The sequence below is a fragment of the Rubripirellula tenax genome, assembly GCF_007860125.1.
Classification (GTDB): domain Bacteria; phylum Planctomycetota; class Planctomycetia; order Pirellulales; family Pirellulaceae; genus Rubripirellula; species Rubripirellula tenax.
Genome location: NZ_SJPW01000006.1, coordinates 88,922 through 109,130, shown reverse-complemented (window position 1 = coordinate 109,130; position 20,209 = coordinate 88,922). Strand labels below are relative to the sequence as shown.

The 20,209-nt window shown below is 58.4% G+C and carries 1 protein-coding gene; it reads left to right on the top strand.

Going from position 1 to position 20,209, the window contains the following annotated elements; genetic code table 11:
* The first annotated feature begins 1,202 nt into the window (after nt 1–1,202).
* The gene (locus Poly51_RS21345) at nt 1,203–20,201 is read left to right on the top strand and encodes a PKD domain-containing protein (RefSeq protein ID WP_186775707.1); all 18,999 of its coding nucleotides are present in this window, start codon (nt 1,203–1,205) and stop codon (nt 20,199–20,201) included.
* Nucleotides 20,202–20,209: the final 8 nt, after the last annotated feature.

Sequence of the window (20,209 nt, the reverse complement as noted above, 5' to 3'; positions counted from 1 at the left end):
CGCTCGGAAGCCCACTGAGAAATTGTCCCGACACATGATTTGAAGCGGAAGGACGTAAGTATTCTGGCTACGCGAGACCGGGCGGCTCGCGTTGTTTCGCTAACGGTCGTTGCCACGTGCGACTGATCGGCTAGGTTCCATTGCTCGCAACCGCCAACACAAGTCTTCGCCCCCCACCCGAGTCTGTTGCGAATTGGCTCACAATCGCTTCGATCATCATCGCGATCGCAGTTGTTTTTGGATTCATCAACGCTCCGCTTCCAAAGCTCCCCAATACGATTGGGCTGATCGCCATCGTGCTCACACTTCTGCGCGACATCCGTCTTGGACTCAAACACGACGGCATGGTCGGTTTATCACCATGTGATCACACGGCTGACGAGTTGATTGCTTGGCAGACATGCGTGGCGTTGATCAGCTTGCCCGCTTTCAAAGCGCCGTCGGATCGCATAACCCAATGCGAAGGATGTTCGCGCTCGTTGATTTTCCCGGGTACCCGAGTCCTGACTGACTCGCGATCTGCTCACGAGGCGACGATGGACTTCGGCGGTGGCGCTCACGCGCTACGGACATGGTAAACACGGGATGTTTTGTTCCGAGTTGACGATCGACAGCAATGCTGCGGATGCAAATTTTACGGTTTAGATTTGACCGCAACGGCTAGGTAATCCGCGAGTGCGAGAACTTCTGATCGCGCATGCGAAGTGCACCTTGCCGAGGAACGGGCTGCTCTTTCACGCATGATTTGCTTGCGTTGCGTTTTGTTCACGACTTCGCTATCGCATCGCATGTTCACACGTGAACGCACGCATCCCATGCCAGCAATTTCATTCGTTTTCGTCCATAGATTTCGATCGCGAATGTTGCATCGGTCAAACGCTTAGACAAAACTGCGACCGCCTTTGTAAATTGCACCCGGAGAGAAACGTATGTCAAGCCATGGACGCGGAGTCAGAATACTTGGCAGGTTGGCTGGAATCGCCGTCGCGACCGTCAGGCAACTCAATTACCAATCGTTTCATTCTTTGAGGGCTTGCAGCGATTATCAGCGCTCCACGGATCGTTGGAACAACCGCACACGACGTGGACGACCACTGGAGACACTTGAACCGCGCATTCTACTTGCGGCGGATTTTGTCTTTGACGCGAGAGTCGAAGTTGCCGGGGAGATCAACGTCACGTTGAAAAGCACGGCGACTGATTTGCAAATTGTCGATAGCGATGACGGCACTGTTTTGAAGTCGCAACCGATCGCTGAAAACTCGGGGCAAGTGTTTATCAAGGGCTCTCGATATAGTGACACCCTTACGATTGACGATAGCGTTCCGTCATCGTTAAACGTTGATTTCATGGGGCAAACCGGCAATGACGTCTTGGTCGGTCCGAGTCGAGATTCCTTGTGGGTCGTCACTCACCGTGGCCGTGGTTCGCTCAACGACCACGTTCAGTTTTCGGGGGTCGAGGATTTGATTGGCGCCGCGGACAACGAGGATGTTTTCTCTTTTCAAGACCGTGGTAGTTTGCGAGGGACAATTGACGGCGGCGCGCGAGGTTTCGATACGTTAGTGTTGGACGGTGGTCAGTTCCGGACAGTGGCGTACACGGCGACGGGGCCCGATGCGGGAACGGTTGCGCGGGACGGTTACATGATTACCTACGCGGGACTAGAGCCGATCACTGACAACACGATCACGGTCGATCGTGTCATCACGCTGACGGATGCTGACAACAATGCGACGCTGACAGAAACAGCATCGGGCCAGTTGACACTTTCTGACGACGATGGAATTCCGGGGACATTCGAAGGCATCACTTTCAACAAGCCTTCATCGTCGTTAACGATCAACTTGGCGGTTGTTGGATTGGGTGGATTGACGGATGACGGCAGCGACCGGATCACGATTGGTTCCGTCGACTTGGGCGCGGCAGATCTGATGGTCCTTGCGGAAACGATCATTGTTTCACCCAACGCGGTGATCGCGACGACCGGCGATATCGATCTGCTAGCCAAGAAGACTGGCATCAAGCAACTCGAAGATCTAGGGCCCGTACGATTCACCAGCAAAGTAGCCAGCATCGACGTCGGTGCCGGTGCAACGATCACGGGCGACGACGTGCGAATCCGTGCCGAGGCGGCGGACAAGTCGTTCACTTCCCTACTCGGAACGACCGAACTGTTCAATGAACTACTCATTGATCCAGCTATCCAAACGATAACCGGGCTGTTGGATCTTCCGTTCAAGGTATTGTTCAAAGAATCCGATGCTCGTGTGACCGTGAATTCCGGAGTGACCGTTTCGGCAACCGGCAACGTCATCATCGAATCCGACGCGATCGCCGATGGTGCTGGCGGCGGTGGCGCGGACACGGCGACGTCGGTTCGGTTCCCGATTCGCGCCCGCAGCAAGTTGTTCAGTGTCGGATACGTGCAGACAAAATCGACGGCAATCGTCGACATCAAGACCGGCGTGACGATCACGGCGGAGGAAGCCGTCGCGATCAACTCCGACGGTTCTTCGATCGCATTGATCACAAGCGAAACCCAACGGGATTTGGGGGATTTCCCAGCCGACCCGTTGCAAGTCGCGTTCGCGTTGGCGATCTCACGTTCGGACATCACATCGCAAACGATCGTCGCCTCCGGCACAACGATCACCGCGGGTAAGACCACCAACATCACAGCCGAAGGTCTGCAGGGTTCCGAAGCAACAGCGGAAGCGGGCGTGTACTCCGACGGCCGCGCCGGCGTCGGAATTGGTTTGTCGTTTTCGAATTCCGTGATTGATACGGATGTTAACGGTACCGTGACGGCCAACATGGCCGCTGGCTCGGTTGTGAAATTGGAATTTGATCCGACCGAATCGGACCCTGCAAAGAAGGGTTTCATCGACGCCACCGCCGACACAATCGTTGTGGGTGCGCACGCGTTGTCGACGGGCGACAAAGTCGCTTATAGCAATCGCCGCGGTACGAGTATCGCGGGGCCGAGTTCGAGCGGCTTCGAGGGGCTTACCGACGGAGACGTGGCGTTTGTCATCACGACCAGTGATCCCACCAAGATCAAGCTGGCTCAAACGCGAGACAAAGCGATCGCTGGCCAAGCGATTGATTTGGGATCCGGCGCCGGCGTGAATCGCAAGGAGTTTGCATCCAGCGTTGTGGACAGCACGCTGAACACGATCACGCTGCCAAATCCGGCGGCGACCGGATCAGGTGTCGATTTCTCGCTTTTCGGTTCGACGTTCGAACTCGGTCAAGCGGTCCGTTACAACGCCACCGGCATGCCCATCGCCGGCCTTGTCGATGGCGGGATCTACTACGTGATCGCGGATCTGGACCAACGGAACTTGCAAGGCGATCTGCGGTTGGTGAACAGCCAAGTGTTGCAGTTGGCGCAAACCGAATACGAAGCGCGGGCCGGCATCGCACTGAACCTTGATGCGTCTGCGGTTACAGGGACGCATTCACTGGCATCGCTGCATGTACTCGACTCGGGTTTGGCGACCGGCGTCGGTGTACTCTCCCAGCTGACCTCGACCGACAAGGCATTGACCAAAGCCGGCATCCAGGTCGACAAACCCAACGAGACGTTTCCGCTAGAGGCTTCCTTGGACGTTTCAGCTCTGGACCGACTCTTTAAATCACTGAAAGGATCCTACGATGCCAACGCGTCCAAGACCGATGCCGGTGCCAAGTCCGGTCCGAACCAGCAACTGGCCGCTTCGTTTGCATTCGTCAAGACGAACCATGTCGTCACCGCGGACGTCGGCGCCGAGGCAGTCTTGAAATCGAACGAGGATCTGGAGGTCCGTGCTGAGATCAGCGAGGCGTTGCAAATCAACGCCGAATCCAGCATCGACGTACCCGAAGGCGACGCTGCCGCCGACAAAACGCTGAGCGCCGCAGTCGTTATTGGGTTAATGAACAATACGGCCCAAGCGACCGTCGCGTCGGGTGCGGACCTGGACGCTTTGCGAGCGATGAGGGTGATCTCCGACGTGAGATATCCCTACATCACGCGGCCGGACGAATTCATTCCCGGTTCGTTGGGCGAACTTGTCGACCTGATCGAGAACGAAGGCTACGACGCGTTAAACGATTACTTGGATGGTTCGCTCGGGCTGCAATCGAAGCTGTTCAACACATGGGCCCGCAGCACCGGCAAGGCAGGCGGCACTGCGATCGCAGGATCGGTCAACTATCTAGAATTCACAAACGTCTCAACGGCGATCGTCGGCTCAGGTGCAAACCTGAATCAAGATCTTGCGTGGCGAGTCAACGCTACCAACCCGCACCCCAATCAAGGCGGCGAACAAGTCGTCTCGGTCGAAGCGACGAACTATTCGCAATTGTTCAACGTCACGGGCGTGTTCGATTTCAAATTGCCGTCCGGCACACTCGATCCGTTCAACGCCAAGTTCGATCCGGAACTGAATATATCACCGGTCGCGTCTGGTGGTGGTCGTGGTGGCGTCGGCGGTGCCGTCTTCATTTCATTGCTTGACAACACGACGACGGCGTTGATCGAGGAAGCGACCAGTGTTTATACCGGCGCCAGCGGTGGTTTGAATATCAAAGCCGAAGAAGCTTTGATGAATTTCAACTTCACTCAGGCAGGTGCCGCGGGTGGCAAGTACGGCGTCGCTGGAACAGTCGCCTACGTCGAGCAAGATAGTAAAACGCGAGCCCAGCTAGCTCGTGGGGCTAAAGTCACCGGTGGAACCGGAACCGCAGAAGTCGACACACCGGGAAGTCCGCTGCGCGTGTACGCCGGCGACTTGGCGACGGGGATCAATTGGGCTGGCTCGGTCGCGAAAGGTACCAACCTCGGCTTCGGCATCACCGTGGCGATCAACGATATCGACCGCGACGTTTTAGCGCTGATCGGTGATGAGTCGACCGTTCCCGCAGCGACGGGCGCAGCGGATATCAACGCATCCGGCGACGTGAGTGTACTCGCGGTGGTCGAAGGTGATCTATGGGCGTTCTCCGTCGCAGCGGCGATCGCGAAACCGGCCAGCCAGGACGGTGAAAGCGATGGCGGCGACGATCCGAAATTTTCCGGCGATTCACTCGGCGCCGCCGCAGGTGCCTCTCGGCTCGCCAACGTGGCCGATTCCGGTGACTCGGGTGAACGCGGTAAGGGAGGTATCGCATTTTCCGGCGATGTCTCGATCAACGTTGTCAACGACAACGTGCGGGCCCTGATCAACAACGTCGGCCGCATCGAAGGGGCGAACGTTTCGATCGATGCCAATAATTCCACCAGCATCATCGCCGCATCGGGCGCGGCCGCCTTCGCGACCGGTTCCCCCGACAAAAAATCCGGCGGTATCGCGGGATCATTCAGCAAGAACGTTCTCAGCGGATCGACGATTGCGGCGATCCAGAACGCTACCGTGGTCGCGAGATCGGGGCTCGGTGTCGAAGCGACTCGCGATGGCGATCTGTTCTCGCTGACTGCCGGTGGCAGCGCGTCACCGCGACGGGGTGGCACGGCACTAGCCGGCTCGGTCTCGCTCAACGAGATCACTCATACGACGAATGCTTGGACCGATGACGCGGTCGTCACGGTGCTGGCGGGTCCGACGGTAATTTTGGCCACCGACGACACGAGTTTGTTCGTGATCGCCGGTTCGGCCAGCCTCGGTTCTCGCGGCGGATTTGGCGCGGCGGTCGCCGTCAACAACATCAACAACACCACATCGGTGAGTGTGCGAAACGGCACCACGTTGACGCATGCCGGGTCGCTTGGCATCACCGCCAAGGACACAAACGATTTGAAATCGATCAGCGCTTCACTTGGGATCGGCATTGGCCAAACGGGGTCGAACAGTCTAGGCGCCGCTGGCGGTATCTCGCTCAGCTGGACCAATAACACCGTCGAAGCGTCGATCCGGGATAGCAATGTCACGGCGACCGGAAATGGTGGCACTTTGCTTCTTGCCAAAGACGAGTCGGACATTTTCTCGCTCGCCGGCGGTATCGCGGGCGGTCGCGGTGCTGCGTTTGGCGCCGGCGTGGCTTACAACTCCCTGCTCAATCACACCCTCTCGATCGTCGACAACTCAACCGTCGGCCTGCGGGGCTCTTTCGAATCCAAAGCCGAATCCGCCGACAAGATCCGTTCGATCGCGATCGGCGGCAGCGGTGCCCGCAACATTTCGCTGGCTGGCGCACTGGCGATCAACGAAATCGGCGGCCAGGGCACCGTCTCGACAGTCTCGGCGGGCAGCACGTTGAATCGGCTCGCCCCCGGCAGCGTGACGATTGTCGCTATGGACACTTCAACCATCGATGCCGACGGCGGTGGAGTAGCATTGGCGCTGGCAACAGGAGATTCAAGTGCTGGTGGATCAATCGGTTTGTCAATCGCATTGAATACGATCGGCCGCGAAGCGCCCGGTCAGTCACACTCGATCGATGCCTCCGTCGACGCGTCCACGATCACCGGCGGCGGCAGCGTCGACGTCCGGGCCAGTTCCACCGCAACGATCGAGGCTTTGACCGTTGCCGGTGCAGGCACGATTGGCTCGGGTCCTGCAGGCGGGACCGCGTTCGCCGGTGCCGGTGCAGGCAGTGGCAACCAGATCTACGCTTCGATCACGGCAATGATTCGCGACGGAAGCAATGTCGCTGCGACCGGCAACGTTCGGTTGACCGCCGCGGACAACTCGGTCATCACCGCCGACTCAGGCGCCGTCGCACTCGCCGGGGCGGGTGGCGCCGGCGGCGGAGTCGCGATCGCCGGAGCGGGTTCGGCTGCGACAAACGACATTGGCAATCGCGTCATCGCCAGCATCGTCACGTCCGATGTCGACGGCGCCGACGTATCGCTGACGGCGACGTCGAATGCCACGATCGACGTATTTACCATCGGCATCTCCGGCACACTTGCCGGTGGCTCTGGCGGTGGCACCGCGCTCTCTGGCGCCGGCAGCGGATCGGGCAATTCAGTCAACAACACCATCGAAGCCGCAATCCGAAACGCGAGTGTCGATGCAACCGGCATTGTGAACGTGTCGGCGACCGACAACGCCACGATCAAGGCGGAATCCGGCGCTGGATCGCTCTCCGCCAGTACCGGGGCCGGTGGCGCCGCGTCGCTATCGGCCGGGTTGTCGATCGCTTCCAATGCGATCGCCAACACCACACGTGCGATCATCGATAACGCTCGCGTTGATGCCACCGGAGCGGTGGATGTATCCGCAACGTCGACATCCAAAATCGACGTGCTGTCCGTCGGCGGCGCGTTGTCGGTCGCCGCCAGCTCAGGCGCAGCCGTGGGCGCCAGTTTTGCGGGCGCGACGGCCACCAACCGTATTCGCAACACGGTTGAATCGATCATCTCAAACAGCGACAACGCGTCAGGCCAACGCGTCCGGGCTGTTGGATCGATCAAAATCACCACGCGTGATAGTGCCTCGATCACGTCCAAAGCAATCGCCGGAGTGATCGACGTCGCCGTCGGTGCAGCGGGATCGGCCAACTTGTCCGTCGGTGCAGCACTCGCTTTCAATGACATCGGCAATGTTGTTCGCGCATCCGTTGACGATTCCAAAGTCGAATCGACCGGCGGCGATGTGCTGCTTGACGCGAAGTCGACCGCCAAGATCGAGGCCCTCAGCATTGCGGCCAGCATAGGTGCGTCCATCTCGCCGACGGGCGTCAACTTGACCGCCAGCGGCGCGACTGCAACCAACACGATCGCCAGCACACTGGAATCGTCGATACGCAATTCCAGCGACGTCGATGCTCGCCGGGCCGTCAGCGTGACGGTCGACGATATCGCCGACATCAAGTCGAACATCGTTTCGGCGGCTTTGTCGATCGGAGTCGTTGGTATCGGTTTCGCCGGCGCCTCAACGGTCAACACGATTGACAACACGACCTCGGCATTCATCGCCAACTCCGACGTAACCGCCAATAACGTCGGTGGCACGACGAATGCGATCCTGGTCGACGCCGACGCCAAGCCCAAGATCGTCGCCAACACGATCGTCGCGGCTGCATCGCTGAGCATCGGCGTTGCCGCCGCGGTCGCGAACGCAGAATCGACGATTCGCGGTACCACCGAATCGTACATCGATGGCGGAACGATCGTCGCGCCGACGAATCGAACGGTTCGCGTCCACAGCACCTCCACACCGATGGCCAGCGCCGATGCCAGCGGTGGCAGCGGCGGCCTGGTCAGCATCGCGGCTATGTTCACCGACGTCACGATCGCGGGCACGTCACGGTCGTACCTGGGCGGCACCACAGACTTCACAGCCGGACGGGTTGAAGTTCATTCGCTCGATACCAGCAGCGCCAATCCCTCGACTTTGATCATCGGTGTCGGTGCGCTCACTGGCACCGGCGGGAAGAGTGTCGGGCTGGTGACGCGAACCACCGAAGCCTATGTCGCCAACGGCGCGACACTGACGCTGGGCGGCGCGACGCTGGACCTTGACGCGCGATCCACGTCGACCGCCCAAGGTAAAGCGACGGGCGTCTCGGTCGGCGCCGTCGTGATCTCTGGCTTGGATATCCAATCGACAACCGACTCGACGACGCGTGCGTATGTGGGTGACTCCGCATCCGTCGCGGCCGGACAATTGAATGTCGAAGCAAATTCGACGAACACAGCCAGTGCGCCCACCACAGTCGTCGGAGTCGGCTTCGGAGCCGGCGTCGCGGCGTTGGTCAGCCTCAACGTGAGCGACACCAGTTCGTCCGAAGCCTACATCGGCGCCGAGTCAGGATCAGCATCGACGGGCCGCGCGACCGAGGTGACGATTGTCGGTGGCGGCGTCGACGTCGACGCCAAAATCGCTTCGACCACCACAGCGGCGACCACGGTCGTTGCCGTCGCCGTTGGCCTGGGCGCGATCTCGGCCAACAACACCCGAAGTTTGACAATGCCAACCACGGCGGCTTACTTGGGCGATGGCGCCAACATCACCGCTCGTACGCCTGTCGGCGGCAGTGTCACGTTCGACGCCGATTCAAACGCCCGCGCAACGACCCGGGCCACGTCGGTCAGCATTGCCATTGGCATCGTCGCGATCGACAACTCCATCGTCTCGGCCCGCGTCGCACCGACGGTCACTTCGGCAACCCAATCAGGCGGCAATATCAACGCGGACGCCGTCGGCCTGGTTTCCAGGTCCGTCACGAACGTGAGTGCGACGATGGACGCCACGACCGGTGGGATTGTCGCCAGCAGCGGTGTCCGAAGCAGCGTCGTGTCGACCAACACCAATACCGCCGCCGTCGGCGCGGGCACCGTCATCGAAGCCACCGGGAACGTGACCGTCCGCAGCGACAGCAGCAACACCGCGGTCGCCACGGTGACCAACGGCGCCGGTGGTTTGGTCGCAATCAACGAAGCGACCGCCCGTACCAATGCTACCGACACGACCACGACTCGCATTGGCAGCGGAGCGGACATTCAGTCTGGTCGTACCCTGCTGATCGAAGCGCTTACCACAGGAGTTTCTGATGCCAACGCCACCGTCAACAATGGCGGCTTCGCAGCCGAACCGACGACGGTTGCCAGCACCACCGTCAACGTGACAGCGGCGACGAATTTTGAGTCGAACGTGAACGCCAGCGGCAAAGATGTTGTGATCCGATCGCGCGTTCGAAGCATCGATGCCGATGCCGACTCGCTCTCGTCAGTCGGTGCGGGATTTCCAACGGCCGACGCGACGTCCACGACTGATGTGCATTCAAACGCCAAAGTTACGTTTGCGGGTATGTCCACCGACGACGCTATCCGCGGCAGCAACACGGTGCGCATCTTTGCCGAACAACCGACGCTCTCGGAGGATCCCGTAATGGACCTAGCGACGAACTCGACCGCGAGTTCCGATGCCGACGGGTTCGCCGGAGGTTCAACGGCAACCGCGACCACGATCCAAAGGAGCACCACCACGATCACGGCGGATGTGAATACACGAATTCGCACACGTGACCTACTCGTACAAGCCGACGCCACGAATAAACCGACGATCGGCGCCAGCGCGATCTCGCCTGGATTCGTTTTGATTGACACGGGCGCATTGACCGAGAGCGAAACCCTAGACGAAACGCGCAAAATCGTCTTCCCGGCAAAAGTTTTCTTGCTCGGTGCGCCAGGCCCCACGTTGGTGGTCGATACCAATGGCAAAGTGCTCACGAAAGAAAATCTGACGCTAAACACCAACAGCATCCAGGTTGGCGACACCTATAACGGTGGCGAGATCATCGTCGATGACATTCTGAACAATGACCCGCTTGCGGCGGGACGAGTCGAGTTCGTGATTCCGCCGGTCTTCTACGACACCAACTTCAAACCGGCGGGCTTCACGACGACGGCCGAAATCACCGGTAACCCTGAGTTCGTGTTTGTGACCGGTTTCGATCGCGTCGACATCACCAGCGATGCGAACCGGAACATTCGCATTAACGACATCGACGTCATCAACCCGGCACCGAATGTCTCACAGAATGTCGTCGTCAACGTGGCCAACAAGACTGGGTTCACGCCACAGTTTTTGCCGTCAACGCCGGGGGAAACGCCCATCACGATCACCAATCGCAGCAACAGCGATATTTTGCTCAACGGTGAAATCAAAACCCCATTCGGCACGACGGTGATCACGAATCTCGGCGGCGATATCGCAGCGATCGACGCCGCACCCACCGAGCGTGCTGCTTCCATTGAAACCACGACGCTTACCGTGACCGCTCCGTCCGGTCGCGTTGGCACTTCAGCGTTACCCATCAGGACGAAAGCACCCTCGCAAACAGGAACCGTTGTGATCAACGTTTCCGCTCGCGATTCGATCTTCGTCGAACAGCTTTCGGGCGACATGCTTGTCGGTGAAATCGCGTCCGCCACCGGAATCGTGAATCTTAAAAACAACGTCGGATCGATTCTCGACGATGAACCGGGTCAAGCTGTCAATATCACGGCGAACGCGATTGACGTCTCCGCGATTGCCGGATCGATCGGGACAGCTGGAAACCCCATCGAGATTGAATCCCGTGGCGCCAGCGAGGCGTTGGATGCATTCGCCAATGGCGGCGTTTTTATCACCGAAGTTTCCGATGATGCCCGTGGGCTAAGCATTGGTTCGATTCGATCCAACACGGGCAACGTTGTCGTCACGGTTCCCGATGCCGTTGCCGACGGCCAAGACATTGCTATCGGCGGATCCGGAAGCATTCTCGCGCCGCGCGGCTCCGTCACCCTGCGTGCCGGCGACAACTTCCTTCTTCCCGCCTCGGCAGTCATCCAGGCGTTGTCCTCCGTCACCATTGCGGCCGATCATGGCAGCGATCCTGGTGAATCCACCAATTTACCGACGACGGTGCTCGTCCAAGGCCGTATCGCGACGCCAACACTGAATATATCGACCAATCAAGACTCCGATGAGATCAGTATCGCCAGAATTGAATCTGGAACCGCGGCTGTCATCACGACTTTCGATGGCGTTGATACGATCCAAATCGGAAGCAATGCATCTCCCACCACTTCATCCGTGATGGGCGCTAACTCGGGTGGCAACCTGAACGCGATTCGCGGTTCGATCCACCTCATTGCCGGTCCGGACGATGACACTCTGTCGCTGGATGATTCCGGCGACACACTAACCAATACCGGTATCGTCACACAGAACTCTGTCACAGGTCTGGGGCTCGGAGGCGGAGTGACGTTCGGCGGCATCGAGAATCTAGAAATCAAGCTCGGTGCGACATCGAACGAACTGGGTATAAGAAGCACATCTGCCGATGTACGAACCACGGTTACCGGTGGCCTGGGATCTGATCTCGTGCAAATCGGTTCCACAGCACGCGCCAATGACGTGAACGGTCTTGTCGAATTCTTTGGCGGCGTGGGAAGTGGCATTGATGCACTTCGGATCGACGACAGTGGTGATAACACCGACAACATCGGTGTATTAACGAGCAGCGGCGTGACCGGTCTCGGCATGGGAAGCAGCGTTCAAAGCACCGTCAATCCCGGTGCAGGCATTCGTTACCAGGACGTGGAACAATTAAGCATCAGCCTGGGCGCCGGCAACGACATGTTCACTGTCGAGTCTGTCGCGAATCATACCGAGACGACGATCAACGCCGGCCCCGGTAGCGATCAAATGAAGATCGGAGACTCGCTAACCAACATCAGCGCGGACCTATTGTTGATCGGCGGCCCTGGTGCTGCGGATTCACTTGAAATCACGTCAACCACGGATACAAACCTTCGACTCCGCAGCACAAGAGGTGGTCAACGCGGCTTGCTGGAAGGCGCACCAGGCGACATCGCATTCGAATCCATTGCTTCGCTTAGGCTTACCCTAGGTGACTCGCCAGACACGCTGGTCATCGAAGACACGACCGCGCCGCTTTCGGTTTCAGCCGGTGGTGGCGTGCAGGATACGATCGAGATACGAACGGTATCCCATCCGACGGTCATCGACACAGGCGATGGGGATGACTTGGTGACCGTTTTTGACGCGGACGCATCATTGACCGTCAACGGCAATGGCAGTGGAGACGACACGCTTGTTGTTGACCGGTCCGGCGTATCGACAGCCGTCACGACCGGGTCGATTCGCAACGGTGTGATTGCCAACATCGCCTCGACCGAGATTCTGTTCAATTCCATCGAATCGGTCGACGTGCGTCTCGGATCAGGAAACGACATCGTCGAAATCAATCACAGCCTGCCAGCCACGAAAGTCGCCATCGACGGTGACGGTGGTGATGATGTGATCAATGTGGTGGAAGTTGGAGTTTTGGAAACCAAGATTTCTGGCGGACGTGACGAAGACATCGTTCACGTCTTTGTGGACGGATTCCCGTTGAACCAGCAGTTCACGACGCTGAACCTGACCACCGAAACGTTGATCGTGGACAACTCATCCAACAACGGGCCAACCGCGACGCCGGTAGCCTGGATCCATCGCAGTGGGCTGATCGAAGCCGATACAATTCCCGCGACCGGCCGAGTGGAAGTCATCCCAACGACGGGTGTCGACTTGACACGAATCATCGGTGGTTCCGAAGCGGACACGTTGGATGTCGTCAGTGAAACGGCCAGCGATGTCGTCGGATTTATCGATGACGACCGCGTCGAATTGCGTACAGGTCTGAGCGTCCTGAGTCCGCAAGATCCGTCGGGCTTCACGACACTGAACAACTTTGAGCAAGTCATCTCCTTTGACCTGACCGCCAGCGGCACGACCTACGAAGAAGACGGCTATCGCTTGACTTCGACCGGCACCTTTGTCATCGATCAAGGCGGATCTTCGTCGGCGGCCAGCGGCACCAACTTCACGATGAGACGACAAGACAATGGTGCATTCACAACATTCAGCGTCGACTTGGATGGTCCCGCCGGCGCAGTCGTTAACGTCTCAGGTATCACGCTCAATGGATCCACCCAGAACTTACCGGGCGGCCTGACACTTGATTCAACACCGGGAATGCAAACGTTTGAAATCAGTGTGTCGTCAGCACCTGGTTTCGCGGCACTGACGTCCATGAATTTTAACGCGGCGTCGTCTTTTCTGATCGACAACATCGTGCCACGCGACGCGGCGTTCGGAACGGCTGCGGCGAGCGGCCCATCGACGGTGCCACGGACCAACATCACCACGACAGCATTGCTTGATGGTGCCGAATGGTGGTTAGCAACAGTCTCGGGTAACGGTGTCATCGTGGTTGACAACACACGCGATGGCGTCTTCCAGAACAATGGGCAATTCGGCAATGGCAGCAGTTTCTTTGGCGTGCCGTTGTCAGTGGCAATGTTGAGCAATGGAATCACGCAGTTTCGGTTTGCCGGTGAACTGGAGATTCCCGACAACACAACGATCCGCGTCTTTAGCGCCGATGGCCGTGCCCCATCGATTTGGGCAGCCGATGACATCATTGTTGGCAACAACGTCATTTTCGACGTCTCCGCTGTTAACAGCTCATCAACAGCCGGTGGTGGCGCTGGTGGCTCGCCCGCAGCGCAGGGCACTGCGGGCACGGGTGGAACAACTGGCGGTAATGGCGGTGCAGGAAACTCAGGAGTGGGTGGAGCCAGTGGGACAGGAAGCGGCCAAGGTGGAGCTCCTGGACGTTTATCGGGCGAGCCTTCAGGCGGTGGAGGCGGCAATGGCGGAGGATTCCTCGGTGGCGGTGGCGGTGGCGGTGGCGGTGGCGCCGGTGACGGTTTTGATACGTCCAACAACAGCCAGAATGGAGGGAGTGGCGGTAGTGGTGGCGAAGGCGGCGACGGTGGACTCGGCAACACTGGAAACAGCGGATCGCCGGGCATCAACGGAAACGGTGCTTTCGTTTCCGGTGGTGCGGGTGGATTCGGCGGTCTGCGTGGGCAACTGACTGGCTCCGTTGTCGTTAATTTTGGCTTTGGGTCCGGCTTTGCAATTATTAGTCAAGCGAACGTAGACATACCGTTTCAAGGCGTAAGAAGCAGCGTGCCAACGGCTATTCCGGTCACTACTTTGCCGCGACCGTTTTTTGCAAACGTCGTCTTTCCCGGCGTTGGCACCTTTAATATCGACGTCGGTGGACAACCGCTGTTGGGTGGAGTGCTAACAGTTCAAAGCGCAATCGGAGGTGTCGGTGGCGGCTTCGGCTCTGGAGGCGCGAGTGGCTCTCGAGATGTAGGTGGTGGTGCAGGGGGAGGGCTTGATGGAGGAGCTGGTGGATCCGGTACCGACGGATCGGATGGAGCTGACGGCGGGAATGGCCGTGCGGGAACGAATAGTGGAACGAGCTCCAGTATTTCCGGTGGCACGGGTGGCTCAGCGGGCGGCAGCGGCGCGGGCGGCGGACGCGGTGGCGGTGGAGGAGGTGGCGGCGGAGGCGGAGGTGATTACTCCGAATTTGGCGCCGGCGAGTCCGGTGGAGGAGGAGCAGGCGGTGGCGGTGGCGGCGCCGGAGCGCGCGGAGGCGCCGGTGGTGCTGGAGGTGGCGGCGGTGGCGCCATTGAATTACTCGCTCAAGGTCGAATTCTTGTGCGTAGCGGTGTCTCTCTTGACGCGAAGGGAGGCGTCGGAGGCAACGGCGAATCACGTGCGAGTGGTTCAGGCGGCCAATCTGGTGGAACAGCAACGAGATACAACGATGACGGTGGAGACGGAGGTGATGGCGGCGATGGGGGCGATGGCGGTAACGGTGGCGCAGGTGGCGGTGGTGGTGGCGGTGCAGGCGGTTCGGTCAAACTCGTCGCGTCGGTGCTAAACGCGAATTCTGCGAACGTCAACACATCTGGAGGCATCGGTGGTGTCAATCCAGCAACAGGTGCGCGAGCGCCCAGCGGCGGTAGTGGCCGATTGATTGTTGGTGGCAATACCCCTGGGGGATTGCCGAACAGCCAAGTTGGGACGTCGAGATTGCAAACCAGCGGCATCACCGCCGTCAATCCTGCGATCGCTACAACGCGATCAACGCCGATCATCGCTGGTCTGGTCGGCGGTGCCGAAGTGGTCGGATTGTTGCCCAAAACGTTCTCACAGTTGCCAACCTCCGTTCGAAACGCGATCAACGCAGGCAAGACACCTGATGCATTGGCCGCGGTCGTACGGCTGGAAGCAACGGCGGAAGTGATGAGTCAGATCGTTGATGGTTCGAACATTACAACCGATGACTACACCAATCATGACCTTGTGTTATTCGTCAACTTGTCAACGGTTCCTCTTGCCAATCCAAAGTTGGGATTGCAATTGGGTACGGGCAGCACGTCACACATGCCGCCGCTGTCGACTGGTGGAGTAGCCACGAATTCATCGTTCGGTGGATCCGGATCTCTTACGGCCTTGTCCGCGTTGAATGCCAACGCCGTCTGGGTAACGCTCGTTCCCAATGGCACCATCCGAATCAATGCTTCGGTGAACGGCTCGGTGATCGGTCTCAGCAATGAAACGTTCTCTGACACAACCTCGGGCATCGCTTATATCAAGGCGACTCGCGCCGACCTCGGTGTCGACGACAAACTTGCCGGTTTCGATGCGATCACGCTCAGTCCCGACGGACAACACATTTATGGCATCGATTCAGTGAAGGACGCACTTGTCGTCCTCAGCGCCAGCGATTTTGCTCAGCGACAGCTGATCAAAGATGGCGACACCATTGGAGGAATCGGCGGCCCGGCTACCGTTAACGATTTGAACGGCATCAGTGATGTTTTGGTTAGCCCGGACGGGAATCATGTTTACGTTTCCAGCTCGCTTGACAATCGCGTCACGATTTTTGCACGAAACTCAAACGGATCGTTAACATTCGTCGGAATTAGCCAATTCGATGACTCCAGCATCAGCTCCATCGCCATCAGCGCCGACGGAACTCGGTTATTTGCAAGCGGCGACAACTTCCTAGACGTGTTCAGCCGAGATACAGTCTCTGGCGTTTTGAGTGCCCAGGCCGATGCAAGCGTTTCGTCCAACGGCGATATCGTACTCAGCGCCGATGGCCAACTCCTTTACAAAGTGACCGGCAACCAGCTGGAAGTCCGCACTACCGCTTCGATCGCTGCTCCTCCGCAAGTGTTTGCGGACGATGCATCCGTTGCGGATGTCTTTGGCGGCACGGTCACGCTAAGAGGAATGGGCGGCGCTAGCTCTGTATCGGTCAGCGATGACGATCAATTCGTCTACGTGACGGCTGCCGACGACAATGCTCTGACCATCTTCAAACGCACAGGCAGTACGCTGGAGCACCTTCAAACCATCCGCAACGGTATTGATGGTGTACGCGGTTTGCTGGGTGCTAGTAATGTGACCGTCACTTCGGACGATCAATTCGTGATCGTCGCCGGACAAGGCGGCAACGGATTGGCTGTCTTCCAACGAAACCCAACCGACGGCCAATTGCAGTTCGTCCAGGTCCTACGGAATGATACCGGCGGCGTCGAGGGTCTGCTTTCACCGACCGCAGTCGTAGCCAGCGACGATGGATTAACTCTGTTTGTTGGCTCGATCGGCAATGCTTCCGACGTTGGCGGCATCGTCTCGTTGAACGTCGACCTAAACCAACCCGATCCGCAATCGTTATTAACTTCCTTTGACGCGATCGAACAACTGACGGTTTTGACGGCGGGTGGGGATGACACGATCACGCTTCGCGATGCTCCCGATCCGGAAGTCACACGAGTCACCATCGGTACCGGTGGTGGCAATGACTCGGTCGTGTTGCTTGATCTGAGTCCATCGCTGCCGGGCAGTCCGACCACGCCCACGACGGTCGTGAACCTTGGTGCGGATGCCGATACCGCGCAAATCCGTTCAATCACCAGCGGCACTTCTCTTGTGGTTAACGGCAATGCCGGCAGCGACGACATATCGATCCTGTTGACGGGGCCCGGCGCTCGGACGGTCGTCAACGCAGGGGATGGCCAAGACACGGTGCGAGTGTCTGGCGCCGGACTTGATCCGACGTCGACCACAATCGCTCATGGCGATGATCCGACAACGTTCCCCGGCGACAGGTTGTTGTTCGATCCTCAAAACCAGTCGTTCTTTCCCACGAATCCGTCTCAAACGGCCGGGACGCTGAGGGTGACAACACCCACGCCTCGCGGAACGCTCACGTACGACACATTTGAAGGCGTACAAATCGTGGCTCCGCCGGTGGTTCGTTTCGTCGGCACGCCGGGACCGATCAGCGAAGGTCAATCGGTTTCGATCGTCATTGATGTTTCGCCGCTGGGCAGTTCGAATCGTCTGTCGGAACCCGTCGCTTGGGACTTTGATGGTGACGGCGTATTCGGAGATGCGAACGGAACATCGCTCTTTGCAACTTCGACCCGCGAAACGTTGACGCTAACTTGGAATCAACTCGTCGACATGGGAATCAACGATGATGGAACGTTCCAAATCGGATTCAGTGCGACCAACGACCAAGGAACCTCGCAAGCTTTCGCGACACTCGTTGTCAACAATACGGCACCGACGGTCACGCTTGGCGGCGACGCAATGACACGAGTCGGCGATGCTTATCAACTGTCATTCACGGCAACCGATCCGGGCGATGATCGCATCACCGAGTGGCGCGTGGATTGGAAAGACGGCAGCCCCATCGAAGTCTTCGGTAGTGGCACGGTTCTCGCCGAGCACGCGTTCACGCGTCCGGGCAGCTTCAACGTTGAAGTTCGCCCCGTGGATGAAGACTCTGCGCCCGGCGCGTATCCGCCAGCCATCAAGAACGTCTTGGTGGAAGTCACGGCCGCACAAGTCAGCGCCGGCGGTCCCTATACGATTCTGCAAGGCGAGTCGCTCACGCTGCAGGGCTCGGCCGCACCCGGAGTGATCGCCGTCCAATGGTTCATTGGCTTTAACCCCGCACCAATCGCGACAGGATTGAATCCGACCATCTCTTGGAACCAGCTAGTCGCCGGTGGACTGGATATCGCAGACTTCTATCAAGTGATCGCTGAATTTCAGTATGACGGCGATACCGTGACGGCCAACACCGAACTGATCGTCGAGAATGTCGCACCCAATGCGGAATTCTCCAACTCCGGGCCCGTCAACGAAGGCCAGTCCGCGACGGTGACGTTCAGCAACCAGTTCGACCCATCCCCAACCGATCTGGCGTCACTGTTCTACTCCTACGACTTCAACAACGACGGCAATTTTGAGATTGAATTTAGTCCTGATGCGTCGGCAGTCGTTCCCACATCATTCCTGCCCGACAACGGCACTTACACCGTCCGCGCCGTTGTAGGTCAACCCTTTGGCGACGGGACCGAATACACGACGGACATCGTGGTCAACAACGTTGATCCCACACTCACTCTATCCGGACCTTCTACGGCAATCGAAGGGACGCCTTACACACTCGGTTTATCGGCAAACGATCCCGGTGACGACACCGTGACGAACTGGATCATCAACTGGGGCGATGGAACCGTCGAAGCGGTTGGAAATGTCAATTCGGCATCTCACGGATTTGCCGATGATGGTCCGCGCACAATCAGCGTGACCGCGATCGACGAAGACGGCAGCTACACGGCATCGAAAACGGTCAATGTTCAAAACGCGAATCCTTCGCTGCGCAACATAAGCACGCCAGTTGCGCGAGTCGACGAAGATCAAATCATTCAATTGACCGGCCAGATCGTCGATCCCGGCGTACTGGACTCGTTCATCCTGGACATCAACTGGGGTGACGGTACTGTGCAGTCGGTACCGCTTGCTGCGGGCGTGAATGACTTTAATATCGGCCACCGTTATCTGGATGATGGTGTCTCGCCAGGCAACGCGACGCTGTTCGACGAATACAACATCTCCGTTTCGGTGCGTGACGATGATGGCGGATCTAGCGCAGCGGTCACCACCGCGGTGACGATCGACAATGTCGCACCCGCGATTCAACTTTTTCAAGTGGAAAACTTGATCGTGCGTGAAAACGCTCCGGTGGTCGTCGTCGGCAACTTCACTGACCCTGGTCGCATGGACGTTCACAACGTCATGATCGACTGGGGCGACGGAACGACGTCACCGGCTGTCGTCGACCAAAGCAACATGACCTTCAGCGCCTCTCATCCGTTCGTAAACGACACCGCAGTCCGGCTGAAATCGTTCACCATCACAGCGATGCTTTCGGATGACGATGGATCCGAAACTTCGGCATCGACGACAGTCGAAATCGAAAATCCGCCCGCGCCGCTTCTGATCGACTCGATCACGGTCAACGATGGTAGTGACCAGCGGTCGGATATTTCAAAGATTGTGGTCGTCTTTAGTCGCAACGCGAACTTGCAAGACTTGATTGATAGCGGCGCGATTGCAAACGCGGTGGCTCTAGCCGGCCCCTCGGGGGCGCTTTCTGCGACAAGTTACGACTACGACGAATTGACGGCAACGTTGACGATCGATCTGACAGGTCCAACGTCCCAGACGATCCTCCAAGACGGCCTATTCCAATTGCACCTTGATACCACCGCGATTCATGCCGATGGAGATCCCCGAAATCGACTCGATGGGGGTGCCGGCGTGGTCGACGATGTGTACTCGTTCGATTTCCATCGCCTCCTAGGGGACTATGACGGAGACGCGGACGTAGATATTGCTGACCGAAATTTGTTCTTTTCGGCACTTGGAACCCAAGAGAACGACCTGCTCTATGACTCCATCTACGATTTGGACCTGGATGGAATCGTCGATGAAGAAGATTACCAAGCTTGGCGTCTTCAATATCGGAAAAGCTTGAGGTAACGGATGAG